Source organism: Streptococcus downei MFe28, from assembly GCF_900459175.1.
In the GTDB taxonomy this organism is placed as follows: domain Bacteria; phylum Bacillota; class Bacilli; order Lactobacillales; family Streptococcaceae; genus Streptococcus; species Streptococcus downei.
In genome coordinates this window covers 213,468-239,611 of record NZ_UHFA01000002.1, presented here as the reverse complement: position 1 = coordinate 239,611, position 26,144 = coordinate 213,468, and the positions used below count along the sequence as shown (strand labels likewise).

The following is a 26,144-nucleotide window of genomic DNA, read 5'->3' as shown; positions in this document are numbered from 1 at the left end:
AACGAACCTTTCGATTTTTAAAGGGAACATTCCTTTAGTCAGATATACCCAGACAGAAAAAAATACCTGCCAGTTCTATAGCTGGTAGGTATTTTCTATAGCTCTTAAAGAAATAAGCCAGAACGGCCAAGTGAAAACTAGGTTCCCTAAATCTCTTAATGAAACGAGTTAGATCTCAAGAAAGTCGAAGATAACCCCATTGAGCTAGTTTGAAGGGGAGTCAGAACTAGGTGCCTATATTTCTTACTTTTTATTTTTTGTCAGGGGCTGGCCTAGCATCAATTAAATCCTTTGGGGAGCTTTCCATCAAGTCTAAAAATTTCTTGGCGAAAACCTCTGGTGGATCGGGAAAGTCCTCGGCAATCCATTCGCCGACGATGGAAAAAATATAGTTGATGACAATCCTCATCATACTTTTATTTGAAAAAGGGCCTCGATTAGTGATGTCAATAGTCGCATATTCCAACAAATCGATGTAGTGCTCCTCCAAAAAGGTAAAAATACCAGTATCCAGCGAAGTGTGGTAAAAAACGTAAGCGTGATCGCGTTTCTGATAAACCAAGGGGATAATATCCTTAGCCACAGCTTCATAGATAGAGTGGTTTTTGGGATTGGTAATGCTAGTTTTAAAAACCTCAAAAACCTCGTCAGTCATACTTCTATGGATATAGTCAAAAATTTCCTCAACATTAGAAAAATGCTTCTGATAGATGGCTTGCCGAGAAATGCCAGCTTCCTTAGCGATTTCAGCCATAGTAATCTCCCTCTGATTAGGATTTTTTCTGGCAATCCGAAAGACAGCATTGACAATAGCTTCACGGCTTCCTTGAACCATTGTAACCTCCTTTTAGCACCAGCTTATAAAAAAATTGACGGGCTGTCAAATGAATGTCAATTTTCAGCTTTGGCAACCCAGTTTTATGGGGGAATCTCAGCCTACAATTACTTGACAATCTGTAAACATTTTGGGCTTTTTTCACTGAGCCAAATCCCCTATAATAAGGGGTGTGAAATTAGAGGTAAGGAGAAAAATAATGTCCTATATTGAAATGAAACATTCCTTTAAACGATATCAGATGGGTGATACGGAGATTATTGCTAATAATGATGTTAGTTTTGCTATTGAAAAAGGTGAACTGGTTATTATTCTTGGAGCCTCGGGGGCTGGGAAATCAACGGTCCTTAATATTCTCGGAGGTATGGATACTAATGATGATGGACAAGTGATTATCGACGGACAAGATATCTCGAATTTTTCTTCTAAACAGTTGACCAATTATCGTCGCAATGATGTTGGCTTTGTTTTCCAATTCTATAATTTGGTCCCTAATCTGACGGCCAAGGAAAATGTTGAGTTGGCTTCTGAAATTGTCAAAGATGCCCGCGATGCTCAACAGACTCTGGAAGATGTTGGACTGGGGGAACGGCTTGACAACTTTCCGGCCCAACTATCAGGCGGTGAACAGCAGCGGGTAGCCATTGCGCGTGCTGTTGCTAAAACTCCCAAAATTCTTCTTTGTGATGAACCAACTGGAGCTCTGGACTATCATACAGGGAAACAGGTCTTACAGATTTTGCAGGACATGTCGCGTGAACAGGGAGCAACAGTGATTATTGTCACCCATAATGCTGCTTTAGCCCCCATTGCTGATCGAGTCATTCAGATGCATGATGCCAAGGTTAAGTCTATTGACCTCAACGACCAGCCTCAAGATATTGCCAGTCTGGAATACTAGGAGGATGTCATGAAGAAGAAAATCTATTGGAAAGATATTTTCAAATCCTTCACTGGCTCTTTGGGGCGTTTTTTGTCCATCACTGTGCTTATGTTTTTGGGAGCCTTCGCCCTCTTGGGGCTCAAGGTGGTTAGTCCAGATATGCAAAAAACGGCCATTGACTACTTGAGTAGCCATAAAACCATGGACCTATCGGTTATTGCCAGCAGCGGTTTAAGTAAGGCAGACCAAGACGAATTAAAACAAACCAAAGGGGCTACTGTAGAATTCGCCTATATGACAGATGTCACCACCAAGGACAAAGATGACGCCGTTCGCATTTTCTCTAAAACAAAAACCTTGTCTCAATACCAACTGGTGTCTGGCCATTTACCAAGGAAAAGTCATCAAATCGCTCTATCTGAAACCTTGAAAAAGGACTATAAGCTTGGCGATACCATCAACTTTAAGCAAAAGTCAAATGGTATTTTGCGGGTAACCACTTATAAGATTGTTGGTTTCGTCAAATCTTCTGAAATTTGGTCCTTTAAAAACCTAGGTTCCTCTACGGCAGGTGATGGTAATCTGACTGGTTACGCTGTGACGCTTCCTGATAGCTTTTCTAGTCCTGTATATAGCATAGCCCGCCTGCGCTACGATGACTTGAAAAATCTCAATCCCTTCTCCACTACCTATACCAGAGGATTGGAAAAGAAGCAGGAGGACTTGGATCAGGTCCTGACTGATAATGGTACCAAGCGTCTGGAAGAGATTAAGAAAGATAAGCAGGCCAGCATCAACCAGGCGCAAGCCAAGCTCAATCAAGCCCAGGCAGCACTCAATCAAGAAGAAAAGCTCCTCCCCTATCTGAGCGGTCCACAATTGGTAGCAGCTCAAGCAAGCCTAGCCCAAGGCAAGGTTAAGTTAGCCCAGAACCAGGCTAGTATCAAGGATGCTCAGACCAAATTAGATAAGCTAGAAAGGCCGACCTATCAAACTTACAGTCGGACGACCCTACCTGGTGGGGAAGGTTATCAGACCTATCGAGATATCAGTCGTAATGTCAATCAAATTGGCAATATTTTCCCTGTTGTGCTCTACTTAGTAGCGGCCCTGGTGACCTTTACAACCATGACCCGCTTTGTCAACGAGGAGCGAACCAACTCAGGTCTCCTCAAGGCCTTGGGCTATTCCAACCATGATGTCATAAAAAAATTCGTCATCTATGGTTTAGTAGCAAGCCTGCTAGGGACCGTCTTGGGTATCTTAGGTGGCCATTACTATCTGCCTGCAATCATTGTGAAGAATGCCCTTAAGTTGACGGTTATCAAGAAGATTCACTTTTATTTCTACTGGTCCTATACGCTCTTAGCCTTTGGTCTGACCTTTATCAGTGCCGTTCTACCAGCCTTTTTAGTTGCTAGACGAGAACTGAGTGAGAAACCGGCTCAGCTCCTTCTTCCCAAGCCCCCAGTTACAGGTTCTAAAATTTTGCTGGAAAGACTAGGCTTTATCTGGCGGCATCTCAGTTTCACCCAGAAGGTGACGATGCGAAATATCTTTCGCTATAAGCAAAGAATGGCCATGACTGTCTTTGGTGTTGCGGGCTCTCTTGCCCTGCTCTTTGCTGGTCTGGGGCTTCAATCCTCCCTAGGAAAGCTGGTGGATCATCAGTTTGGTCAATTGACTCCTTACCATATGTTGCTTATCCGTAACTCCCAAGCGGATAAGGACCAAGGAGCCAAGGTCGACAGCTACATGAAATCCAACCAAGTCGCTAGTTATCAGAGCATCCACAGCGAATCCATTGATGAAAAAATTAAGGGCCAGGATGAAAAGAAGACCATCACTTTAATGACCAGTCAGTCAAGTGATTTTGGCAAGTTCATCCACCTCTTAGATGTGAAAACGAACCAATCCTTGAAGCTAGCTAAAAAGGGAGCCATCATCACCCAAAAATTAGCCGAATTTTATAAGGTTAAGCCAGGAGACACTATTAAGATTAAGGACCAGGATGGCAAAAAGCGAACCATCAAGGTCGTGGCTATCGTCCAGATGAATGCTGGTCACTATATCTTTATGAAAGATAGCTATTACGAGCAGGTCTTCGGTCATAAGCCAGATCACAATAGTGACTTGGTTCGGCTGAAAAATGCTAGTCAGTCTAATATTTCCAAGCAGTCTGCTCATTTGTTGAAGATGACGGGTGTGGCAGGGTTGACGCAAAACTCCTCTATGATTAACATGGTCAATACAGCAATCGGTGGCCTTAATGCCTCCATGAGCGTCCTCGTTGTGGTTTCTATTGCGCTAGGAATTGTTATCCTCTATAACCTAACCAATATCAATGTAGCCGAGCGGATACGTGAACTCTCAACTATCAAGGTCTTGGGCTTCCATAGCTGGGAGGTCATGCTCTATATCTACCGAGAAACGATTCTCCTATCTCTGGTCGGCATGGCTTTGGGGCTGTTTGGTGGCTATTATCTTCACGCCTTCATCATTAACATGATGAGTCAAGACCGTGTTTACCCGCAGGAAATGGATTTCCATGTCTACCTAGTTCCTATCTTTGTGGTGACAGGAATCCTTCTGGCCCTAGGCTGGGTCGTCTATCGTCGCCTAAAAACCGTTGATATGCTAGAAGCCCTCAAGTCGGTGGATTAGGCAAAGAAAAGTTTACCCCCTATCAAACTCTGTTTAGTCAGAAAGTAAGCCAAACAAAAGCACAAAAGGACTTGACCAGCATGGTCAAGTCCTTTTACAATTTTTCAACATCTTTGACAAAACTTCTGCCAACCGTGCCACAATTTTTGCAGATTTCGTGGTAGAGAGCCAAGCCTCCAGTAAAGAACTTAGCGTCTTCATTTACTAAACCAGCGTAACCTTTCACTTGTTGTTTGACGACAAATTGGTCGCCTCCACAGTAAGCACACACTTGATTTTTCATGACGATTCCCCCTCATTAAGACGGAAAATTTCTTCAACGGACTTGTCAAAGACCTGGGCAATCTTGAGAGCCAACTCTAGCGATGGATTATAGCGATTATTTTCCAGGTGGAGAATGGTTTCTCGACGAACGCCAACGGCCTCTGCTAGTTCCTGCTGGGTTAGTCCCCCTTTTTCACGAATTTCTTTTAAGTTAGTAATAACTTTGATCTTACTTTTAGCCACACTCACCCACCCTTTTCAAAAATCAAAAAGCAGACTGCAAAGAGAGTCAATACCGCTCCAATGTAGATGAACAGGGCCCCTGGTGTCAGAGAAAATGGGAACCAGTTAGTGATGATAGCTAAGGCTAAGAGAGAGCCTAGTACCAAGGATAAGCACAGGCCAGAGGCCTTGGCTAGGTCCTGATAGAAACGTTCATCGGCTTCCTCTGTAGTTTTCTTGAAGCAGAAATAGATTCCTAGTGCTAAGAGCAGGATAAAGGCGCTACCTAGAAAGAGTGGCTTAATCCAAGCTGGCTGACTATCTGGCGTTAAAATCTCAATTCCCAGACAATAGATAGCCATGGCGAAAAAGAGGGTGGTCAGATAAATTTTTTCTGTTAGTCCGAAGTTCCGCTCTTTCTTGCTGACAATCTTAATCTTAGACAGTAATCCAAAGACTAGTGCCTCAAAGAGAGCAATAAGCAGAAAGACAAGATTCTTAATCCAAGCTGGATGACTGACTGGTGTCAAAAGCCAGAGCAGAAATAGGGTGGGACCCCAAATCCAGAGAGTCCATTTATAATTTTTAAACACGGTTAGTCTTTTTATCCTTTCTCAACTGATAGCTCAGCCCCCAGAATCCTAATGAAACTCCGATGACAACAGCAAGGCTGGTAAAATAAGGGAGTGGGCGGTCAAAACCATAGCTAGAAAAGACCCAAACGATGATACCGATAGCTGTCATGAGCCCAGGGAGAATAACGGCCCATTTATAATTACTAGTTTTACGCATCTTGCCACCTACTTTCTAAAAATGAGTTGAATTTGCTGGAGGCTTGTTAGAAATACCTCACCTTTTCGTTATAAATATATCACATCCCCAAGCAGAAGACAAGAAAAAATGTGATTTATTTCTAACTTTTTTAGTTAAACTAAAACCAGCCCAACAGCCTGGCCATGGCTTGAATACTAAGCAACTGGAAAGCGGTCTAGCCCTTCTTTCGTCTAGCATAATCCACAAAGTGGAACCTCTCCAGTACATGGCGACTTTCGGTAAATTGGAACTGGGCCCGGTTGGCCAGGTAGACCTTCGACTTGACCGAGACGACGTGGCGCTCATTGCCAATATCCAGCCAAACCTTATCAGTCTCCCTGATAGCTTCAATGGTAATTTCCTTTTGCGCGTAGGCAATAGCCAATCCTAACTCGCCTTCCAGGTAGTCGTAAATGGACTGCTGGGCAATGTCTCGACTGATGGTCCTAACAAAGTCGCACAGGAGATAGTCAGTATCTAGGACACAAGCGCTCCCATCAACAATGCGTTGACGTTGGATTCGCCAGACTTGTTGGCCCTTCTGGAATCCAGTCAGCTGGGCTAGGGGGGCATCCACTAGCAGGCGGTGGAGGGAGAGGACCCTAGTCTTAGAATTCATTCCCAGTTGACTCACCAATTCCTGGTAGCTGGTTAGGTTGGATACGGGGAAGTTGAAGTGCTCTTGCCTGCGAACTAGGCTAACCCTCCCCTGGCTTTTATGAATAAGCTTGGCCTTTTCCAGGAGGCCAAGAGCCCTGCGGATGGTATCGCGACTAACCCCGTACTGCTTGGTGAGTTCCTGTTCACTGGGCAGGGGACTCTCAGCAGGATAGTCCCCCTGATTAATCTTATTCTCTAAGTCTTTATAGATGGCTTGGTACTTCTTCATGGTGTCCTCTCTTTTCTAATACTCTTCGAAAATCAAAATTTTCCCACGGATAAAGTCACTCTATTATTTCTCATTAGAGTGACTACGAAAACTACGATTGTAGTTTTCTATATCCCTGGCTAATTTCATAAAAACTGTAATATTGACAGTTTTTACTCCATGTCGCGTCGTTAACTCACTTTGCTGTACTTACCGAGGAAAGCAAAGCTTTCTGCATTTCCAACCTCAAAAGGTCTCCCAGACCTTTTGAGCTACCTGCAGCTCGTGCGATGCGGAGCAAAGTTGGTCGATTTCACCAACTTTGTGAGGTTAGCTATCAAGCCACTAAAGTGGCTGATAGCTTTGCTCCTTGCCTTGGCTAATTTCGATTTTCATTGAGATAACTTGTTTTTAGTTTAGCATACAAGTTGAGAAAAATCCCTTAAAAATCAAAGAATTTTTCCAGACAAGTTGCCTTTGGAGGACAGTTGCCTTAAAATGAAAGCGTACACAAAAGGCTCAGATACCAGAGGACGAAAAGGTTATGGTTTTAGGAGTTCGTGAAAAATCCTGATTTTTCCAGACAGTTTTCTAAATTCCTAACCTTTCCTCTTTCTGCAAGGAAAGCCTTCCACAATTAAGTACAAGATGGCAGTCCCTCAAGGCCATTAGCCCCACAAGGAGCTTGCCAACTTTAAGAAGAAAGGAACTTTCTAACTATGGGAAAATTTGAAAAAGATGCCCAAGAAATGCTGGAGGCCGTTGGTGGTAAAGAAAATATCGCTGCGGTCACCCACTGTGCCACTCGGATGCGTTTCGTCTTAAACGATGACAGCAAGGCCGATGTCGAGCGTCTGGAGGCTATTCCAGCCGTTAAGGGAACCTTTACCAATGCTGGACAATTCCAAGCCATCATCGGTAATGATGTCCCGGTCTTCTACAATGATTTCACCGCCGTTTCGGGAATTGAAGGCGTTTCAAAAGAGGCTGCCAAATCTGCAGCCCAAAAGAACCAGAACTGGTTGCAACGCTCCCTATCCATGCTGGCGGAAATCTTTACACCCATTCTACCAGCCATCATCGTCGGTGGCCTGATTTTAGGCTTCCGCAATATCTTGGAAGGGGTCCAATGGTCAGCCCTCAATGGTAAGACCATTGTTGATGTGTCGGTCTTTTGGCATGGGGTTGATGACTTCCTCTGGTTGCCAGGTGAAGCTATCTTCCAATACCTACCCGTTGGTATTACCTGGTCAGTCAGCCGCAAGATGGGGACCAGCCAGATTTTGGGAATTGTCTTGGGAATCTGTTTGATTTCCCCCAATCAATTGCTCAATGCCTATAACTTTGCCTCCACGTCAGCGGCTGAAATTGCAGCTAAGTGGACCTGGAACTTTGGCTTCTTCACGGTTGAAAAGGTCGGCTATCAAGCTCAAGTCTTGCCAGCCCTCCTAGCTGGTCTCTCCCTGTCTTATCTGGAGCGCTTCTGGCGAAAACATATTCCGGAAGTCGTTTCCATGATTTTCGTTCCCTTCTTGTCTCTGATTCCGGCCTTGATTTTGGCCCACACAGTCTTAGGACCAGTTGGTTGGACCATTGGTAGGGGCATTTCCTATGTCGTTCTGGCTGGATTGACAGGCCCAGTCAAATGGCTCTTCGGTGCCATCTTTGGTGCACTCTATGCACCTTTGGTAATTACAGGTCTCCATCATATGACCAATGCCATTGATACCCAGCTGGTAGCCGATGCTGGTGGGACTGGTCTTTGGCCTATGATTGCCCTCTCTAATATTGCCCAAGGTTCGGGCGTTTTGGCCTACTACTGGATGAACCGCCACGATGAAAAAGAAGCGCAAATTGCCTTGCCTGCAGCCATTTCGGCCTATCTCGGAGTTACTGAGCCAGCCCTCTTCGGGGTCAACCTCAAATACATCTACCCATTTATCGCAGGAATGATTGGTTCTTCTATCGCAGGCCTGCTTTGTACCAGCTTCAATGTGACAGCCAATGCCATTGGTATCGGGGGTCTACCAGGTATCCTCTCTATCCAGGCTAAGTACATGATTATCTTTGCCCTCTTGATGGTAGTAGCCATTGTGCTACCTTTTGCCCTTACAGTAGTCTTTCGTCGCATGGATCTCTTTACCAAGACCGAAGATGCAACTGTTAAGGCTCCTCAAGTAGAGGCTCTTGCCCAAGTCAAGGAAGCTACAAGTGCACCAGCTGGTACCCTGATTTCTATCAAGAGTCCCCTAGCTGGTCAAGTTCAGGACCTGTCCCAATCACCAGACCCCGTCTTTGCTCAAGGGGTCATGGGACAAGGCCTTGTCATCGAGCCTAGTCAAGGTGAACTCTTTGCCCCAGTTGAGGGAACCGTTTCCGTACTCTTCCCGACCAAGCATGCCATCGGCCTAGTAACCGAACAGGGGCTAGAAATGTTGATTCATATTGGGATGGACACGGTTAATCTGGAAGGTCAAGGCTTCACGGCCCACGTCCAACAAGGTGACCATGTCAAGCAGGGTCAAAAGCTAATTAGCTTTGATATGGATGCCATCAAGAAGGCTGGCTACTCTGTCACGACGCCAGTCATCGTCACCAATCAGAATGATTTCCAAACGGATATCAAGGGCAATCTGCCCCGTGAGGTCAAGCTAGGTGATGAAATTCTGGTCGCTAGTAAGCTCTAATAAAAGAGAAAAATACGAGGTTGGGAGCCCTGTTGCCTCAACCTCATTTTAATGGCAGGTAAGGGCTCAAGCTTACCTGCTCGCCCCTAGGGCCCAAGCATAAACCCAGAAAGCCAATTAACAAATTTATAGGAGATGAAGACATGACCTTTGATAAAAAAGCTGTCGTCTATCAGATTTACCCCAAGTCCTACAAGGACACCACGGGAAATGGTATCGGCGATTTGAGGGGAATTATTGAAAAGCTTCCCTATCTAGCAGAATTGGGAATTGACATGATTTGGCTCAATCCCTTCTATCCCAGCCCCCAGCGCGATAATGGCTATGATATTTCCGACTACAAGGCGGTCAATCCTCTCTTTGGAAGCATGGCTGATTTTGAGGAATTAGTGGAAAAGGCTAAGTCCTATGGCATCGGCCTCATGTTGGACATGGTGCTCAACCACTGCTCGACCGAGCATCCTTGGTTTCAAAAGGCCCTAGCTGGAGACTCATACTACCAAGACTTCTTTATTCTGAGGGAGCAGCCGACCGACTGGATTTCTAAGTTTGGTGGCTCCGCTTGGGCTCCTTTTGGTACTACTGGAAAATACTACCTCCACCTCTTTGATAAGACCCAGGCCGACCTCGACTGGCGCAACCCCCATGTTCGGGAGGAACTCTTTCAGGTGGTCAATTTCTGGCGTGACAAAGGGGTCAAGGGCTTTCGCTTTGATGTCATCAACCTGATTGGCAAGGACCAAGTCCTAGAAGATTGCCCTGTCAATGATGGCAAGCCAGCCTATACCGACAAGCCCATCGTCCATGACTACCTGCAAATGCTCAATCAGGCTAGTTTCGGTCAGGACCCAGATGCCATGACAGTTGGAGAAATGAGCTCCACCACTATTGAAAATTGCCTGCTCTACTCGGGCCAAGATCGCCATGAATTGTCCATGACCTTCAATTTCCATCACCTCAAGGTGGACTATGAGGATGGGCAAAAATGGACCCTAGCCGACTTTGACTTTGACCAGCTCAAAAAGCTTTTCCACACCTGGGGAGAGAAGATGAGCCAAGGGGGCGGTTGGAATGCCCTTTTCTGGAACAACCATGATCAACCGCGGGCTCTCAATCGCTTTGTTGATGTCAAGAACTTCCGCAATGAAGGGGCCACTATGCTGGCAGCCTCTATCCATCTCTCACGGGGCACCCCCTATATCTATATGGGAGAGGAAATCGGCATGCTGGATCCCGACTACCAGTCCATGTCTGACTACGTCGATGTTGAAAGTCTCAATGCCTACCAGGAAATCCTAAGCCAGGGCAAAACTGACCAAGAGGCCTTTGCTATTATCAAGGCCAAATCGCGTGACAATGCTCGCACGCCTATGCAGTGGGATGCCAGTCCTAATGCTGGCTTTTCCTCAGCCCAACCCTGGCTCAAGGTCGGCAAAACCTACCAGTCTATCAATGTTCAAAAGGAAAAGATAGGGAAAATTTTCCCCTTCTATCAAAAATTAATCGCCCTGCGTAAGGAACTAGCCCTTATTTCAGAAGGGGACTACAAGTCAGCCTATCAGGACCATACCCAAGTCTATGCCTTTGAACGCCAGCTAGGCCAACAGAAGCTTCTGGTCCTCAATAATTTCTTTGCCCAGCCTACTAGCCTGGACCTGCCAGACGATTATCTCCAGGGTCGCATCCTCATCAGCAACTATCCAGAAGTCAAACTGACCAAGACTCTGACCCTAGAACCCTATCAAACCTTGGCTATTTTGGTGGATTAGAATTAGATTAGATAAAATTCCTAATGCTGGAAAGAAGAAGCAAGAATTATCTATTTATAATGATTCTAAGCAAGGTTTTTACACTCAATCGCTATTTATAATAATTCTAAATAAGCCTCCAACTAAATAAGGTAACTAATCACCTAAGTCTCTCTTGCTAGCCAATAGCTCCCTTAAGCATTGAGTCCTGCCTTATGTTCTCACTTCTATTATTTGGTCTCGGCCCAAGTCCAAGTAAAACGCAAAAAAATTTCATATATGCGAGAAGAAAGCAAAGAATTTTATAAATGCGAATATCAGCCCTTGGGGCTGTTTTTTGATACAATGGAGGCGTTGTAAAATAATAGTTAGAATAGAATCTAGGAAAGGCTACCTCTAAGAAACTCGTCTTCAAAATTTCCAAGGCCGACTTGACAGCATTTGAGAAGCCGAAAGTGTGAGGAATTTAGAGGTGCCCGAAAAATAAAAGAGAGGAGCAGACTATGGTACGTTTGCAAGATGATTTTTTTGAAGCTGTTAATGGGGAATGGGAGAAAACTGCGGTGATTCCTGATGACAAGCCCCGCACGGGTGGTTTTTCTGACCTATCCGATGAAATTGAGGAACTGATGTTGGCCACCACTGATGACTGGTTGGCGGGGAAGAATCTCCCCGAGGACCAAGTCTTAGCCAACTTTGTCAAGTTCCACAGACTGGTAGCTGACTATGATCAGCGTGACGAGCTGGGCGTGACTCCTGTCCAAGCCCTGATTAAGGAATATCAGGCTTATAGCTCTTTTGCGCAATTCGCTAAAGAAGCTGGCAAGCTAGAAATGCTAGGCAAGCCTAACCTCTTACCTTTTGGTGTTTCCCCTGACTTTATGGACGCTAGGACCAATGTCCTCTGGGCTCAGGCACCTAGCACCATCCTGCCAGATACAACCTACTATGCCCCAGATAATGAAAAGGGCAAGGAGCTTCTAGCCCTTTGGCGTAAGTGTCAAGAAGACCTCCTACCTAAATTTGGCTTTTCAGAGCAAGAAATCAGCGACCTGCTGGACAAAATATTAGACTTGGATGCCCAATTGGCCAAGTATGTCCTCTCTAATGAGGAGTCTTCTGAGTATGCCAAGCTCTACCATCCATACGCTTGGAGTGATTTCACCAAGTTGGTTCCAGAATTACCTTTGGACGACATTTTCAAAGATATTCTGGGTCAGGTTCCTGATAAGGTTATTGTCCCTGAGGAGCGTTTCTGGACCGACTTTGCCAAGGATTACTACAGTCAGGCTAACTGGCCAGCTCTTAAGGCTGTCCTAGTACGTTCGGCAGCCTTCTCCTATAATTCCTATTTAACGGATGAAATTCGGGTCATGTCAGGAGCCTTTGGTCGTGCCCTCTCAGGTACTCCACAGGCTATGGATAAAAAGAAGGCCGCTTATTACCTGGCTCAAGGCCCTTACAATCAAGCCATAGGCCTTTGGTATGCGGGCCAAAAATTCTCTCCAGAAGCCAAGAAGGATGTTGAGGCCAAGGTAGCCACCATGATTGAGGTCTACAAGGAGCGTCTGGCCAAGAATGATTGGCTACAAAAGGCGACGATTGACAAGGCCATCACCAAACTAAATGCCATTACCCCTCATATTGGTTATCCTGAGAAATTACCAGAGACCTACCAGAAGAAGGTTATCGATGAGAATCTGTCCCTTGTCGAAAATGCCCAAAAGCTAGCGCAAATCTCTATTGCCCATGCCTGGAGCAAGTGGAACCAACCGGTTGACCGCAGCGAGTGGCATATGCCTGCCCATATGGTCAATGCCTACTATGATCCCCAGCAGAACCAGATTGTCTTTCCAGCAGCCATTCTCCAGGCGCCATTCTATGCCTTGGAGCAAAGTTCCTCGGCCAACTATGGTGGTATCGGAGCTGTTATTGCCCATGAAATTTCCCATGCTTTTGACACCAATGGGGCTTCCTTTGATGAAAATGGTAGCCTGAAAAATTGGTGGACCGAAGCTGACTATGCCGCCTTCCGAGAGCGCACCGACAAGGTGGTTCAACAATTTGATGGCCTAGATTTTGCAGGCGGTAAAATTAACGGTAAGCTGACCGTCTCGGAAAATGTTGCAGACCTAGGTGGCCTGGCCTGTGCCTTAGAGGCAGCTAAGAAGGATGCTGACTTCTCAGCTGAGGACTACTTTATCAACTTTGCCACCATTTGGCGGATGAAGGCCCGTGAGGAATACCTGCAACTCCTGATTTCCATTGACGTGCATGCCCCTGGCAAGCTCCGCACCAATGTCCAAGTTGCTAACTTTGATGAATTCTTTGACACCTTTGCGGTCACAGAAGGCGATGGTATGTGGCGAGTACCAGAAGATCGCGTGATTATTTGGTAATTGACCTCAACTGCTTAAGTTGATATTAAGCGAGCTCCGCTATACTATAGTCAATCCTAAATAAACTTTTCTTTTTCATAATCTCCGAGAAGAGGTCCGGTAAAGCTGGGCCTCTTCTTTTTGTGATTAAGGATATAAACTTTCCCTGGCGAGACTCCGCTACGCCAGGATCCGTCAGTCTAAGCTCACTAGGTATCGCAGACTGTCGTATGATTTCATAATCTCCGAGAGGAGGTTCAGCCTAGCAGGACTTCTTCTTTTTTGAAGAATAACACTAATTAGTGCTATCCTAGAGGCAATCACCCCCTGAAGCTGGCCCAATACAAATTCGCATTGAAAGACTGTCTGTAAAACATGGAGGTGCTTCTCTATCAGAAAATGGTGCCTAGAAAAAGGCTCAGCCACCTAGCTGAGCCTTGTCTATTTGAAATAGGGATTATTGATTAAGTTCATCAACGATATCTTTTACCATTTTGTTGTAGCTGTCAATTCGAGGAAGCTTATACTGACTTTGCAGGCTAGCAAGGTCACTTGAGTTAGAAGCATCGTAGTGACTGCCATCAGAAAGATTGACTTGGTAGCTACCATTTTCATAGGTCGTTAAGGAAGAACCTGTTGCTGTCGTAATGAAGTAGGTCTCATCGCTGTAGGTCCTAGCTTCAGCACCATTCTTTCCCTTATAGGAATAGGTATTGTCTGTATAGGTTACCAGCGTGCTACCGTCTGAATAGGTGGCCTTGAAGCTACCATTTTCGGCGACCTCTACCTTGGTACCATCTTTAGTGGTGTATTGTCCCGGACTCGCTGTCACAATGGCTGTGGTCAAGGGAGTGCTGGCCACTTGCGATTCGCTTGAAGCAGAAGTTTCAAGGGTTTGCGAGCTGGATGGTTGAGAAGTCATCCCTAAAACGTTCATTTTCGCCCGATTGGGATTGATAATGACAGCTAATATAGTCGCTAGAGTGGCTAATAATGTCAAAACTGTTAATTTTTTCATAATCATAACCGTCCTTTAAGCTGTATTATAGCAGAGGAACAATCGAAAAACAAGTCTTTCCTCCAAAAAATTTAGTAAAATTTAAGGCGGAAAATCCAAAAATGAAACACCCAAAACAAGAGTCTGGGTGCTTCCAGAGAGGCGGTAGACGGATTTGAACCGACGATCAAGCTTTTGCAGAGCCGTGCCTTACCACTTGGCTATACCGCCTAATAACGAAGACTATTTTATCCTAAAAATATGACTTCGTCAAGTGGCTGATGGGAGCGAACCTAATTGTTCCTACCACCTCTGTTTGATTAATTTTTCTTCTCTTTGCTAACCCAGGTCCCTTCTCCTTGGTGGATGGCAGAGCTCAAATGATTTAAGGAAGTAATAACGGCCTTACGTTTGGGATTGTTTTCTGCGAAAAGGATGGCAGAAGAAACTTTAGGCAACATACTGCCAGCGGCGAATTGTCCCTGATCAATGTAAGTCATCAATTCATTAGTTGTTACGTCTTTTAGTTGGGTCTGATTAGGCTTATTATAATTGATATAAACGTAATCAACCCCCGTTAAAATAATCAGTAAATCGGCATCAATGAGGTCAGCCAAGGTCTGGCTGGCAAAATCCTTATCAATGACAGCCTCAATTCCTTGTAAATCTCCTTCATTATTGCGGACAACAGGGACGCCACCACCACCAGCTGCAATAGTAACGACTCCCTCCTCTAAGAGTTCTTCAATAATCGAACTCTCCCGAATAGAGATGGGTAGAGGAGACGGAACCACCTTGCGCCATCCTCGTCCAGCCTCCTCTTTAAAAGTGGCTCCACTTCGTAGGGCTTCTTCCTGGGCCTCGGTTTCTGATAGAAAGGGGCCGATAGGCTTACTAGGATTGGTAAAGGCAGGATCTTTGGCAGAGACCTCAACCTGTGTGACTAAAGCGGCTACCTTCTTGTTGATTTCTCTGCGATCTAATACGTTGTCCAAGGCATTTTGCAACCAATAGCCAATTGCCCCTTCGGTCATGGCCCCACAGGTATCCAAAGGCATGGCAGGGTTATTTTTAGAGTTTGCCGCCATCTGTTGCAAGAGTAAGTTGCCCACCTGAGGGCCGTTACCATGGGTTATGACCAGCTCATAGCCCTCCTCAATGAGGTCGGCAAGGTATTCCGCAGAGCTAGCTATTGCCTTTTGTTGTCCAAGTGCCGAGGCATCATCCCTTAGGATGGCATTACCGCCCAGAGCAATGACAGCTTTTTTTCTTTTCATAGCCTTTCTCCCCCATTTGAACTTTTGATAAATAGTGACTTGTAAGAATCAGACAGCGGGTTCCTGCTGGGTGATACAGTGGATATTTCCCCCACCATAAGCAACCTCTTCGGTTCTGACCCCAACAACCTTATAGTCTGGAAACATAGCCTGAACTTGCTGAACAGCCAAGTCATCGTTAGCGTCGCCGTATTGAGGCAGGATAATACCACCGTTGACAATGAGAAAGTTCATATAGGAGGCTATAGAAATTTCGCCTTCTTCACGTGGCAGAGTTCCTTCGACCAAGTCAATGGTATCAGCATCCTTGAGGTAGCAGGGTTCTTGGGTGACACAGAGCTTGTGGATTTTTAATTTCCTACCCTTGGCATCTCTTGCCTGACTGAGGGTGGCATAGGCTGCCTGAGCCTCCTTATAGAAGGGGTGAGTTTTATCCTCGGTGTAAATACAAACCACTTCACCAGGACGGATAAAGCAAGCGACATCATCAATGTGGCCATTGGTTTCGTAAGGGTCAATCCCGTCCTTGACCCAGATAATCTTTTCTAGGTTGAGGTGTTCTTTCAATTTATCTTCAATTTCTTCCTTGGTCATATCTGGATTACGACCAGGACTGAGTAGGCACATTTCTGTTGTGATGAGGGTTCCTTGACCATCAACGGTAATGGAGCCACCCTCTAACACGAAACCATTAGTTCGATAGGAATCCACACCTTCAATCTCGCAAATTTTTTGAGCCACTTGGTCGTCCTTGTCCCAAGGGAAATAGAGACCATCTACTAGGCCACCCCAAGCGTTGAAGGTCCAGTCGTTTGCTCGAATTTGACCTTGGTCATTAACGACAAAAGTAGGTCCAGAATCTCTTACCCAAGAGTCATCGCTAGCCATTTCAACAACCCTGATTTGACTGGGAAGTTGAGCTCTAGCATTTTGATATTGGCTAGGATTGACACACATAGTAACTGGTTCAAATTGACTGATAGCCGTGGCGACATTGACGAAGGATTTTTGAGCAGGCTTAGCTCCCCACCGCCAGTTGTCGGGTCGCTCTGGCCAGACCATCCAGATTTGTTTTTGTGGTTCGAATTCAGCTGGCATACGAAAGCCATCTTGCTTGGGTGTGCTATTTTCAATACGTTTTGCCATAATAGTCTCCTTTCGACTACTCATATTCAAAACTAACTACTTCTTAATTTTTTTAACTAGAATAATTCCCTCGCCGATAGCAATACAGATAATAGAACCGATAGTAATCGGAAGCTTGCCAGTCAATTCCTGGGCAGATAAGGGTAGGGCGGTGAAAACTAGAGAAATCAGGATAATCACCATTGGTAATAGGACTAAAAGCTTTAGGAAATTATCTTTACCACCAACCTTGAAGGGCCGGGGCGTGTCTGGGTCAATTTTTCTAAGCCTGTAAAAGGCTGGAAAGACAGGAACATAAGAGAGTAAGAACATAACCAGATTGAGAGAGAAGAATGCCCAGAACAAGTCTTGGTTAGGAAGAAAAGGAGCAATAACGACAACTAGACTGGCTACAACCCCATTCATAATGGCAGAGCCAATGGGCATCTGATTCTTTTGATTACGTTTGGCAAAGACTTTTGGCATATCCCCATTTTCGGCCGCATAGCAGGCCGTATTGTTGACCCCGAGGGACCAAGACAGCATATTACCAAAGAGGGTCAGCAAGAAGAGGAAGGCCATGGAAATAATGAACCAGCCTCCACTTGAATTTGTCAAGAGCTTAAAGCTGTCAATCATACCACTACTAGTTGAAATTTCCTTGGTGGGAACAGCAACGCCGATACCAAAAGCGGAGAAGATGTAGATGGCAGCGATGACCAAGCCACCAACGATAATAGCCTGAGGAATTTGTTTCTTAGGTTTCTCCATACCCTCAGCGAAGGTACAGATGACTTCAAATCCCAAAAGGTTAAAGATGATAACAGAGATAAATGAGAGGCTGTTAAGATCGAAGCTAGGCAACAAGGAGGACAAGGTCATCTTGTTGGCCATTCCCTTGGTCAGAGCAACATAGACCCCTAGACCACCAACAAGGAGGGCCAAAATCATCTTAATCACAGCAGATCCATTGAGAATCCAGATACTATCACTAACCGGATAAAAACTAATCCAAACGATAATCCAGATGAAAATCAGCTCAGTAATGATGCTAGCCAAGGTGGAGAAGTGGTAGCCCGTCATGGTTTCAATTAAAGTTGGGGTCATAACGGCTAGTGAGGCCAACCAAAGTGGGAAATTAATCCAATAGTACCCAGATACTCGAGAGCCCCATTTATGGCCAAAGGCCTTGGTCACCCAGTCGTAGATTCCTCCTTCACCGATATAGGTTGTGCCAAGTTCTGATGAAATCAATCCGTAAGGCAGTAAGAAAGCGATTAAGAGGAAAATCCACCAGAAGAACTGGGAGTTTCCGATGGCGGCAACAGGGGCAGCCGCCTCAGCTACAAATACGACACAAATAACAGATAAGACGGCACTAAATAAGCTAAATTTTTTCTTGCTTTCCATAGTTCTAGTCCTTCCAAAAATAGGGGAAAAGAGAAGGAGGAATAGGCAATGGTCACTCTCCCTTCTACCCCCAATCAAGCCTTTAAGAAGCGTTCAAGTTCGCTTTTGGCTTGAGCTTGTTTGTCCAAATCATAAGGGTTTTTATCGTCATAATCTCGCAGAAGATAAACGAGAATGCCACGAATTGACGTTAGTCGATTTCCGGCTTCGTCGAAGCAAATAGAGTTTAGACCGTCCATGACCTCATCGGTAACTTCCTCTCCTCGGGTAGCCGGCAGGCAGTGCATGAATTGACAGTTTGGACCAGCTTTTTTCATCATGGCTGCATCAACCTGATATTTAGGATAGAAAATCTTCAGGCGCTCTTCTTCGGAAAGTTCAGCCTCATAGAGGCCATACCAGACATCGGTGTAGAGGAAGTCAGCGCCAATAATAGCGTCTTCGTCGTCTGTAACGGTATACTTACCACCTGAAATAGCACAAATTTCGTCTAACTTAGCCTTGTGCCTATCATTGAGTTGGAAACCCTCTGGGCCGAAATGGACAAATTCCATACCCATCTTAGTAGTAATCAGACCTAAAGAGAAGCAAACCTGAGTTGCATCTCCAACAAAGACCACCTTACAATCTTCGAGTTTTTTACCTGCGGGTAGGTGCTCAATCATGGTGCAAAGGTCCCCTAACTCTTGAGTGGGGTGGTTATAGTCTGACATGCCGTTAATGACAGGAACGGAAGAAAACTTGGCAAGGTCTTCAACACTCTTGTGGCGCTCAACCCGAGACATGATAATATCGGTCAGGCGAGAAACCACTTGCGAGGTATCCTCAATGGTTTCATGACCACCCAACTGAATTTGTCCGGGAGCCAAATATTGTGCATGTCCCCCTAGCTGAGTCATAGCCGTTTCAAAGGAAACACGAGTCCTTGTAGACGATTGTTGAAAAATCATCGCCAAGGTCTTATTTTTCAACAACGGAGGATAGTAGCCATTCTTGATACAATCCTTGAGCTTAAGGGAGAGTTCAACGATATCTAGCAATTCTTCCTTGCTGTAGCTTTCGGTTGTAATGTAATCTCTTTTTTTAACCATCTGAAGAGACCTCCTATAGTTATTTTGTTTGTTAATCCCAGTCTAAACAAGATTGCAAGAGGTTACAATAAACCAACTGGCAACATTTGGTTATAAAAATGTAAACTTCTTCTAATCGCCTGGTTTTATTGGCTCTATATGATGAAAGTAAGAAAGAGTTTAGATAAGTTTAGACTCAGGGTTTAGAGGGTAAATGCAAAGGCGTGTGCTATACTAAACCTGAGATTAGGAGAGAAGATATGGCAATTTTAAATTATTTATACAACAGCCTTTTGCTGGTTTTCTATTCGGTGACCATGGCTCTGGCCTATAACTATGCCTACAAAGAAAAGAAAGAGTCCCAGGGTCAGTTTTTCTTTGTTCTAGGACTCTATCTGCTCTTTTTCATCTTTGATAATGTCATTGTCTCTCTTACTGAGGTTTTTACCAGTTTTGCGCATATCTATAACAAGGAGTCTATGGGAATGCCCTTGGTTAAAACCTTGATTTATACGGTCAATAATTTTTGCCAGCTCTGGCTATTAAGGCGCTTGGCAGGGAAAACCATTCACCCTTCACAATGGCTAATTTTGATTTTTATCACAAGCTGGATGGTCGTGATTCCTCTTTTTAGCAGTAGTGCCTTGGCGGTCTATCTCTATTACCTCCCCAATCAATTACTCCTACTTTATCTAGCTGGGCTGGCTTGGCATCAAAAAAAGAAACTGAAGAAAGCGCAGTCGCTGGTGTCCAAGTATTTAACCTGGATAGGCTTCATCTGTCTAATATTTGGGCTCCTGATTTTACTGGAGGATAGCTTCGTGATTTTCCGTGTTGATAGCTACCACTCCTTGAACGTCAAAATTCAAAATCGCAATTTTTCCCAAGATATTTTCAATCTCTGCGTCTGTCTACTAACCATTCGCTACTTCCTGCTGGACTATCCCAAGAAAAAACTGCGAAATGAAAAGACTAACAGCCTGTTAGCAAGAAAAGAAGAGGCTTTTTTCAGTCATTACCGATTGACTCAAAGGGAGTGTGAGATTTGTCAGCTCTTGCTTGAACATAAGAATAATCAAGAGATTGCGGACACCCTCTTCCTCTCCATCGGGACGGTCAAAGCTCATATTCATAATATCTATTTCAAGATGGCCATCCACCAGCGGGATGAAATTTATGTCCTTTTTGACAACTTTAAAAGCACCAGTCATTCATTGTAGGAAAGACTCATAGTAGTGAGTATCTTTCTGGCCTGAACAAAATATTAATCAAGGCCTTCAAATGTCTTGCGAAAGCTGAAATAGAGTATTATAATGAACCATCACTATTTTTAGGAGTTTAATAATGCTTGAACGATTAAAAGCCCTCTTTATTGGGAGTCCTCTGATTTCTACTAGTGAGGGGGATGATAGTCATCTCCTGTCTAAAAGGCAGGCCCTAGCCATGCTGTCTAGCGATGCTTTATCTTCAATTGCCTATGGACCAGAGCAGGTTATTCTGATTTTAGCAGCAATTTCTCCATTGGCGATTTGGTGGTCTCTGCCAATTGGACTTATGGTCTTGGTGCTTTTAGCCAGCCTGACCATCTCCTATCAACAAGTTATTCACGCTTATCCCAAGGGAGGAGGAGCCTATGTCGTCTCATCAGAAAATCTTTCCCCCAGCTGGGGCCTGATTGCCGGAGGTAGCTTACTGGTCGACTACATGCTGACGGTGGCTGTCTCAGTATCCTCTGGTGCTGATGCGATAACGTCGGCTTTTCCTGCTATTAAAGAGCACAATTTAGCCCTTTCGATAGCTTTGGTTTTGGTTCTAATGGTGATGAACCTCAGAGGGCTAAGAGAATCAGCTAAATCCTTGATGATTCCAGTCTATCTCTTTATTATCAGTATTTTGTTTTTGCTAATTTATGGTGCCTATCAGATTATAACGGGACATCTCCCTTATACGGCAACTGCCCATATTGGACAAAGTGTCTCGGGAGTAAGCATTATTCTCCTGCTTAGGGCTTTTACAAGTGGTTCAGCCTCTTTAACAGGTGTTGAAGCCATTTCTAATGCTGTTCCTTTTTTCAAGAATCCAAAGGAGAAAAATGCTTCAACAACCTTGAGTTTAATGTCTTTAATTTTGGGTTTGATGTTTGCTGGTATTAGTCTTCTAAACTTCTGGCTGGGGATTCTACCTTCCCACCACGTAACAGTTCTAGCTCAGATTGCCAGAAGAGTGTATGGCAACTCGGCCTTGGGTAATGCTCTCTTTTATATTTTTCAGTTAGCGACAGCTTTTATCCTTGCCGTTGCCGCAAACACAGGTTTTTCCGCCTTCCCTATGCTCTCTTTTAATATGGCAAAAAATAAATATATGCCCCATCTGTTTATGGAAAAAGGAGCCCGCCTCGGTTATTCTAATGGGATAATTACTCTGGCCTTGGGGGCTATTGCCTTGCTTTTTATCTTTGATGGTTCTACCGAGCGACTAATTCCCCTCTACACTATCGGTGTTTTTATTCCTTTCGCTTTATCACAAACCGGAATGGTGATTCATTGGAAACGAACCTTAAAACAAGGCTACCTGTGTCATTCTTTGGCAAATATTCTAGGGGCTCTTATCTGTTACGGTATTGTGCTCATTTTGCTGGTTTTTCGGTTGGGAGATATCTGGCCCTTTTTCCCAATTATTGTTGCCTTGTTAGTTCTCTTTAATACCATTAAACGACACTACACCAATGTTGCCATGCAACTGCGGATAACAGATGAGGTGAAGGCCATTCCGTCCTATCAAGGGAATACTGCTTTGGTACTTGTTGGTAATATGACTCAGGCTAGTATCCCTGCTATCAATTATGCCAGCAGCATTGGACAAAAGGTTTTAGCCATGCATGTAGCGACCTTGGAAACTAAGGAGAAGGACGAAGAGCTGGAGGAGGAATTTAAACGCTATTTCCCCGATGTCCCTTTAGTGATGATAGATTCTGATTATCGCGATATTGTTAAGCCAACAACCCTATTTGTTCAAAAAATGTTAGAAGAAACAAAGAAAAATGAGCATACTTTGACAGTAGTGATTCCTAAGTTTATTCCTAAACATGGCTGGCAGAACATCCTCCATAACCAAATGAGTCTTCGTTTGCGGGCAAGTCTGCGTTGGCATGAGGATATTGTCATTGCGACCTATTCCTATCACTTAAAGAAATAAGCACTGAGTCGGCTTTTCGCAAAATCATCTGACCATGGCAGACGCTTGCAAAATTTAGGGATTTCTGCTATCATAAAAAGGTCGCAGTTTGCGATAATACTCATCTTGGACGAATCGTGGGTCTGTTGCCCCAAGGGGTTGATCGGCGAGTTGAAATCTGAGAGAGGAAAAAAACAAAAGGAGAAACTACTCATGTCAGTAATTTCAATGAAACAATTACTTGAGGCTGGTGTTCACTTTGGACACCAAACTCGTCGCTGGAACCCTAAGATGGCCAAGTACATCTTTACCGAACGTAACGGGATCCACGTTATCGACCTGCAACAAACGGTTAAGTTGGCTGATCAAGCTTACGAATTCGTTCGTGATGCTGCTGCTAACGATGCTGTTATCCTCTTTGTCGGTACTAAGAAACAAGCTGCTGAAGCTATCGCTGAAGAAGCTACTCGTGCTGGTCAATTCTACATCAACCACCGTTGGTTGGGTGGTACCCTTACTAACTGGGATACTATCCAAAAGCGTATCCGTCGTTTGAAAGAAATCAAACAAATGGAAGCTGACGGTACTTTCGAAGTCCTTCCTAAGAAGGAAGTTGCCCTGCTTAACAAGCAACGTGCTCGTCTTGAAAAATTCTTGGGCGGTATCGAAGATATGCCACGGATTCCAGACGTTATGTACGTTGTTGACCCACATAAGGAACAAATTGCTGTTAAGGAAGCTAAGAAACTTGGCATCCCAGTTGTGGCTATGGTTGATACCAACACTGACCCAGATGATATTGATGTTATCATCCCAGCCAACGATGACGCTATCCGTGCCGTTAAGTTGATTACTTCTAAATTGGCTGACGCTATCATCGAAGGTAAACAAGGGGAAGACAAGGCTGTCGAAGAAGAACTGGCAGAAGCTGCTTCAACGGAATCCCTTGAAGAATTGGTAGAAGTTGTCGAAGGCGACAACAAGTAAGGAGAACGTTAAAAAATCCGTAGGAAAATAGGGAACGGACCTAAGTGTCAAAGAGACACTAGGAAGTTCATCTTTTTCGCTAGGATTTTAGTTCGACTACAATTATTAGGAAATAATAGGTAGAGGTTAGCACTATAAATGGTAAACTTTTGCCTATCCCTACTAAAAGTAAATAAGTGTAAAACCACGAAAGGGGCGGGGCCTAGCCCTCGTCCCTTTCTTTCATCATATAAATTTTGGAGGAAGAAAACTCATGGCAGAAATTACAGCTAAGCTGGTTAAAGAATTGCGTGAAAAATCAGGTGCAGGCGTTATGGACGCTAAAAAAGCCTTGGTTGAAACTGATGGTGACATGGACAAGGCCATCGAATTGCTTCGTGAAAAAGGTATGGCTAAGGCAGCTAAGAAGGCTGACCGTGTCGCTGCTGAAGGTTTGACTGGCGTTTATGTTGCTGGGAATGTGGCAGCCGTTGTTGAAGTCAATGCTGAAACAGACTTCGTTGCTAAGAACGCCCAATTCGTTGAATTGGTTAACGAAACAGCCAAAGTCATCGCTGAAAACAAGCCAGCTAACAATGAAGAAGCTCTTGTTCTAACCATGCCTACAGGAGAAACTTTGGAAGCTGCTTATGTCAATGCGACAGCAACTATCGGCGAAAAGATTTCCTTCCGTCGTTTCCAAGTTTTGGAAAAAACAGACGCTCAACACTTCGGTGCTTACCAACACAACGGTGGCCGCATCGGTGTTATCTCTGTTGTTGAAGGTGGCGACGAAGCCTTGGCAAAACAAATCTCAATGCACATCGCTGCAATGAGTCCAAAAGTTTTGTCTTACAAGGAATTGGACGAGCAATTCATCCATGACGAATTGGCTCAAATGAACCACAAGATCGAACAAGATAACGAAAGCCGTGCTATGGTTAACAAACCAGCCCTGCCATTCTTGAAGTATGGATCTAAGGGCCAACTGACTGACGAAGTTTTGGCACAAGCTGAAGAAGACATCAAGGCTGAACTCAAGGCTGAAGGCAAACCAGAAAAAATCTGGGACAAGATTATCCCAGGTAAGATGGACCGCTTCAAGTTGGACAACACCAAGGTTGACCAAGAATATACCCTTCTGGCTCAAGTTTACATCATGGACGACAGCAAGACCGTTGAAGCCTACCTTGAATCTGTCAATGCTAAGGTTGTTGACTTTGCCCGCTTCGAAGTTGGTGAGGGAATTGAAAAAGCCACAAATGACTTTGAAAACGAAGTAGCCGCAACCATGGCTGCAGCCTTGAATAAGTAAGGGAGTGGGATAGAAGGGATTTGACTTTGTCAAAACCTTCCTTCCCCCTCCACTCTTTAATTTCAAGGTGTCAGGCTAAAACAGTCCACCGGACTGTTTTACCACCCCCGCAAGGCCGACTAGGCTTCTGCTGTGCCACGAAGTGGTGCAAAGAGGCCAATCAGCTACTGCGCCTAGCAGATGTACACCAGTTCCGCATGGGGCTGGTGTTTTTCTTTTTCCACGGGGTTGTAGGCGAACTCAATTCCTAGTTATTGTGCAGCTTAATCCTAATCTAATAACTTTTAATCCATGTTCAGTTGCGACAAGACTGGGTTTCAAGCCTAGTCTTTTTTAGTGCTCTGTCAAAGACTTTTGACAGAAAAAAAGTCTAAGTCAAAAGAATTTGATAGACAGCAAGATAAGAAACTGAGAAAATAGAATCAGAAAGAGAGGTAATGATGGCGGTAGGTCAACAATTACAATCGGCACGGTTGCTTAGCGACTTGACTCAAGAAGAGGTAGCTGACAGCCTTGGAGTATCGCGACAGACAGTGTCAAACTGGGAAAGGGGAAAAACCTATCCTGATATAGTCAGCTTGATAGCCCTGAGCAATCTTTATCATTTGAGCCTGGATCAACTGGTTAAGGGGGATGAAGCCATGGTGAAACATCTCGAAAAAACGACTGATTTAGTGACCAGTAACCGAAACTTAATCTGGTTACTAGGTCTTTATTTGCTCCTATTTTTCGGACTCCTATTTTTAGCTTTAATTTTTAAACATGATTATCTAATTATTCTGGCCGTCCTGATCCTACTCTTAGGAATGGGAGCTATCTTTTATCAAATTATTAGAATGATTTAGGGGGTGATTTTATGTTTAGTGGTCATATGTGGGTAATTATCGGGGCAGCTATCTTTTTACTAGGTTTTGTCAGCTTCAATATTCAACTTTACCAATTGATAAAATTGGATGCCCAGGCCAGAGGTATGGACCATCCTGAAATCTGGGTGCTATCGGCGTCTGGTCGGGGTGGCATTGTTGGCCTTCACCATTATTTTGTTCAACGTAGGGACTATCCAGCACCAAGGAGTCAAGAATTGGCCGAGCTTCAAAAGAAAAAGAGACTAGCCTTACTCTATTTAATTATCGGCTTGCTTGGGGGATTACTGATGACTATCGCTTCCCTGCCTAGCAAGGGATAAGGACCTTACCGCCACTTCGCTGGTATGTGATGGACTAGATGCCAAAGCATTAAATCCATCATCACAAATCAGCCACTGCGTCAATGTGTGTGATGTTGAAAAAGTAGCGAGGCTAGCACTTTTTAATTGTTTCAAGCTCTTCTTATGACGGGACGTTTTGCTAGTATTAGCTAGAACTGAAGGGCTTATCATATTTTCTGATAGGTTGGTTTGTCCAGTAGATAATGCTGGCAGACAAAGTTGGCTAGGGGAGAAGTCCACT

The 26,144-nt window shown here is 44.5% G+C and carries 22 protein-coding genes and 1 tRNA gene; 11 read left to right on the top strand and 12 right to left on the bottom strand.

Going from position 1 to position 26,144, the window contains the following annotated elements; genetic code table 11:
- Positions 1-250: 250 nt before the first annotated feature.
- Positions 251-835 (bottom strand): TetR/AcrR family transcriptional regulator, encoded by a 585-nt coding sequence (locus tag DYE66_RS01140; protein WP_002996164.1) that lies wholly within the window; start codon positions 833-835, stop codon positions 251-253.
- Positions 836-1,034: 199 nt separating this feature from the next.
- On the opposite strand from DYE66_RS01140, the gene DYE66_RS01135 reads away from it, so the two are divergent.
- Both DYE66_RS01135 and DYE66_RS01130 read left to right on the top strand, forming a co-directional pair.
- On the top strand, positions 1,035-1,736 hold the full coding sequence (locus DYE66_RS01135; protein WP_002996363.1) for an ABC transporter ATP-binding protein: 702 nt from the start codon (positions 1,035-1,037) through the stop codon (positions 1,734-1,736).
- A 9-nt stretch (positions 1,737-1,745) separates the two neighbouring features.
- Positions 1,746-4,382 (top strand): FtsX-like permease family protein, encoded by a 2,637-nt coding sequence (locus DYE66_RS01130; protein WP_002996061.1) that lies wholly within the window; start codon positions 1,746-1,748, stop codon positions 4,380-4,382.
- A 94-nt stretch (positions 4,383-4,476) separates the two neighbouring features.
- Here the strand turns inward: DYE66_RS01130 and DYE66_RS01125 are convergent, their stop codons facing one another.
- From DYE66_RS01125 to treR, 5 genes are all read right to left on the bottom strand, one after another.
- Positions 4,477-4,665 (bottom strand): hypothetical protein, encoded by a 189-nt coding sequence (locus tag DYE66_RS01125; protein ID WP_002996050.1) that lies wholly within the window; start codon positions 4,663-4,665, stop codon positions 4,477-4,479.
- A complete protein-coding gene (locus DYE66_RS01120) occupies positions 4,662-4,895 on the bottom strand; it encodes a helix-turn-helix transcriptional regulator (RefSeq protein WP_019783176.1) in 234 nt (77 codons plus the stop codon). Before DYE66_RS01120 ends, DYE66_RS01125 begins: the two co-directional genes overlap by 4 nt.
- Entirely contained in the window at positions 4,892-5,461 is a 570-nt protein-coding gene (locus DYE66_RS01115) for a hypothetical protein (protein WP_002996212.1), read from the bottom strand. Before DYE66_RS01115 ends, DYE66_RS01120 begins: the two co-directional genes overlap by 4 nt.
- A complete protein-coding gene (locus DYE66_RS01110) occupies positions 5,454-5,660 on the bottom strand; it encodes a hypothetical protein (protein WP_002996183.1) in 207 nt (68 codons plus the stop codon). Before DYE66_RS01110 ends, DYE66_RS01115 begins: the two co-directional genes overlap by 8 nt.
- Before the next feature lie 196 nt (positions 5,661-5,856).
- On the bottom strand, positions 5,857-6,570 hold the full coding sequence (gene treR / locus DYE66_RS01105; protein WP_002996193.1) for a trehalose operon repressor: 714 nt from the start codon (positions 6,568-6,570) through the stop codon (positions 5,857-5,859).
- A gap of 698 nt (positions 6,571-7,268) precedes the next feature.
- Here treR and treP point away from each other — a divergent pair.
- The 3 genes from treP (at position 7,269) to DYE66_RS01090 (ending at position 13,383) form a co-directional block, all read left to right on the top strand.
- Positions 7,269-9,236, top strand: a complete 1,968-nt coding sequence (gene treP, locus DYE66_RS01100; RefSeq protein WP_002996277.1) for a PTS system trehalose-specific EIIBC component — start codon at positions 7,269-7,271, stop codon at positions 9,234-9,236.
- A 143-nt stretch (positions 9,237-9,379) separates the two neighbouring features.
- Complete coding sequence (treC, locus tag DYE66_RS01095; protein ID WP_002996095.1) at positions 9,380-11,005, top strand: alpha,alpha-phosphotrehalase; 1,626 nt, start codon at positions 9,380-9,382, stop codon at positions 11,003-11,005.
- Between the two features lie 482 nt (positions 11,006-11,487).
- Positions 11,488-13,383, top strand: a complete 1,896-nt coding sequence (locus DYE66_RS01090) for a M13 family metallopeptidase (RefSeq protein WP_002996052.1) — start codon at positions 11,488-11,490, stop codon at positions 13,381-13,383.
- A 436-nt stretch (positions 13,384-13,819) separates the two neighbouring features.
- On the opposite strand, the gene DYE66_RS01085 is transcribed toward DYE66_RS01090, so the two are convergent.
- The 6 genes from DYE66_RS01085 to ptcA form a co-directional block, all read right to left on the bottom strand.
- Positions 13,820-14,386 (bottom strand): hypothetical protein, encoded by a 567-nt coding sequence (locus DYE66_RS01085; protein ID WP_002996074.1) that lies wholly within the window; start codon positions 14,384-14,386, stop codon positions 13,820-13,822.
- A 133-nt stretch (positions 14,387-14,519) separates the two neighbouring features.
- Positions 14,520-14,590: transfer RNA gene (locus tag DYE66_RS01080), tRNA-Cys, on the bottom strand.
- 89 nt (positions 14,591-14,679) lie between these two features.
- Entirely contained in the window at positions 14,680-15,636 is a 957-nt protein-coding gene (gene arcC / locus DYE66_RS01075) for a carbamate kinase (protein ID WP_002996157.1), read from the bottom strand.
- 48 nt (positions 15,637-15,684) lie between these two features.
- On the bottom strand, positions 15,685-16,782 hold the full coding sequence (gene aguA / locus DYE66_RS01070) for an agmatine deiminase (protein ID WP_002996175.1): 1,098 nt from the start codon (positions 16,780-16,782) through the stop codon (positions 15,685-15,687).
- Positions 16,783-16,818: 36 nt separating this feature from the next.
- Positions 16,819-18,171 (bottom strand): APC family permease, encoded by a 1,353-nt coding sequence (locus DYE66_RS01065; RefSeq protein WP_002996228.1) that lies wholly within the window; start codon positions 18,169-18,171, stop codon positions 16,819-16,821.
- Positions 18,172-18,245: 74 nt separating this feature from the next.
- On the bottom strand, positions 18,246-19,262 hold the full coding sequence (gene ptcA, locus DYE66_RS01060) for a putrescine carbamoyltransferase (protein WP_002996223.1): 1,017 nt from the start codon (positions 19,260-19,262) through the stop codon (positions 18,246-18,248).
- 239 nt (positions 19,263-19,501) lie between these two features.
- Between ptcA and DYE66_RS01055 the strand changes: the two genes are divergently transcribed.
- The 6 genes from DYE66_RS01055 to DYE66_RS01030 all read left to right on the top strand — a co-directional run bounded on the left by DYE66_RS01055 (position 19,502) and on the right by DYE66_RS01030 (position 25,882).
- Positions 19,502-20,461 (top strand): helix-turn-helix domain-containing protein, encoded by a 960-nt coding sequence (locus DYE66_RS01055; protein WP_002996275.1) that lies wholly within the window; start codon positions 19,502-19,504, stop codon positions 20,459-20,461.
- A 124-nt stretch (positions 20,462-20,585) separates the two neighbouring features.
- Positions 20,586-22,436, top strand: a complete 1,851-nt coding sequence (locus DYE66_RS01050) for an APC family permease (protein WP_002996064.1) — start codon at positions 20,586-20,588, stop codon at positions 22,434-22,436.
- 192 nt (positions 22,437-22,628) lie between these two features.
- On the top strand, positions 22,629-23,402 hold the full coding sequence (rpsB, locus tag DYE66_RS01045) for a 30S ribosomal protein S2 (RefSeq protein ID WP_002959771.1): 774 nt from the start codon (positions 22,629-22,631) through the stop codon (positions 23,400-23,402).
- Between the two features lie 253 nt (positions 23,403-23,655).
- Positions 23,656-24,696: a translation elongation factor Ts gene (gene tsf, locus DYE66_RS01040; protein ID WP_002996215.1), complete on the top strand. Its 1,041-nt coding sequence runs from the start codon at positions 23,656-23,658 to the stop codon at positions 24,694-24,696.
- 440 nt (positions 24,697-25,136) lie between these two features.
- The gene (locus DYE66_RS01035; RefSeq protein WP_044123691.1) at positions 25,137-25,541 is read left to right on the top strand and encodes a helix-turn-helix domain-containing protein; all 405 of its coding nucleotides are present in this window, start codon (positions 25,137-25,139) and stop codon (positions 25,539-25,541) included.
- An 11-nt stretch (positions 25,542-25,552) separates the two neighbouring features.
- Positions 25,553-25,882, top strand: a complete 330-nt coding sequence (locus DYE66_RS01030; protein WP_002996285.1) for a hypothetical protein — start codon at positions 25,553-25,555, stop codon at positions 25,880-25,882.
- Positions 25,883-26,144: the final 262 nt, after the last annotated feature.

Bases quoted from the DNA above. Each gene is read 5' to 3' on its own strand.
- ptcA (WP_002996223.1), bottom strand. From the start codon at position 19,262: ATGGTTAAAAAAAGAGATTACATTACAACCGAAAGCTACAGCAAGGAA.
- arcC (WP_002996157.1), bottom strand. From the start codon at position 15,636: ATGAAAAGAAAAAAAGCTGTCATTGCTCTGGGCGGTAATGCCATCCTA.
- DYE66_RS01140 (WP_002996164.1), bottom strand. From the start codon at position 835: ATGGTTCAAGGAAGCCGTGAAGCTATTGTCAATGCTGTCTTTCGGATT.
- DYE66_RS01030 (WP_002996285.1), top strand. From the start codon at position 25,553: ATGTTTAGTGGTCATATGTGGGTAATTATCGGGGCAGCTATCTTTTTA.
- DYE66_RS01050 (WP_002996064.1), top strand. From the start codon at position 20,586: ATGCTTGAACGATTAAAAGCCCTCTTTATTGGGAGTCCTCTGATTTCT.
- rpsB (WP_002959771.1), top strand. From the start codon at position 22,629: ATGTCAGTAATTTCAATGAAACAATTACTTGAGGCTGGTGTTCACTTT.
- DYE66_RS01035 (WP_044123691.1), top strand. From the start codon at position 25,137: ATGGCGGTAGGTCAACAATTACAATCGGCACGGTTGCTTAGCGACTTG.
- DYE66_RS01135 (WP_002996363.1), top strand. From the start codon at position 1,035: ATGTCCTATATTGAAATGAAACATTCCTTTAAACGATATCAGATGGGT.
- DYE66_RS01055 (WP_002996275.1), top strand. From the start codon at position 19,502: ATGGCAATTTTAAATTATTTATACAACAGCCTTTTGCTGGTTTTCTAT.
- aguA (WP_002996175.1), bottom strand. From the start codon at position 16,782: ATGGCAAAACGTATTGAAAATAGCACACCCAAGCAAGATGGCTTTCGT.
- tsf (WP_002996215.1), top strand. From the start codon at position 23,656: ATGGCAGAAATTACAGCTAAGCTGGTTAAAGAATTGCGTGAAAAATCA.
- DYE66_RS01110 (WP_002996183.1), bottom strand. From the start codon at position 5,660: ATGCGTAAAACTAGTAATTATAAATGGGCCGTTATTCTCCCTGGGCTC.
- treC (WP_002996095.1), top strand. From the start codon at position 9,380: ATGACCTTTGATAAAAAAGCTGTCGTCTATCAGATTTACCCCAAGTCC.
- DYE66_RS01085 (WP_002996074.1), bottom strand. From the start codon at position 14,386: ATGATTATGAAAAAATTAACAGTTTTGACATTATTAGCCACTCTAGCG.
- treP (WP_002996277.1), top strand. From the start codon at position 7,269: ATGGGAAAATTTGAAAAAGATGCCCAAGAAATGCTGGAGGCCGTTGGT.
- DYE66_RS01090 (WP_002996052.1), top strand. From the start codon at position 11,488: ATGGTACGTTTGCAAGATGATTTTTTTGAAGCTGTTAATGGGGAATGG.
- DYE66_RS01065 (WP_002996228.1), bottom strand. From the start codon at position 18,171: ATGGAAAGCAAGAAAAAATTTAGCTTATTTAGTGCCGTCTTATCTGTT.
- treR (WP_002996193.1), bottom strand. From the start codon at position 6,570: ATGAAGAAGTACCAAGCCATCTATAAAGACTTAGAGAATAAGATTAAT.
- DYE66_RS01130 (WP_002996061.1), top strand. From the start codon at position 1,746: ATGAAGAAGAAAATCTATTGGAAAGATATTTTCAAATCCTTCACTGGC.
- DYE66_RS01125 (WP_002996050.1), bottom strand. From the start codon at position 4,665: ATGAAAAATCAAGTGTGTGCTTACTGTGGAGGCGACCAATTTGTCGTC.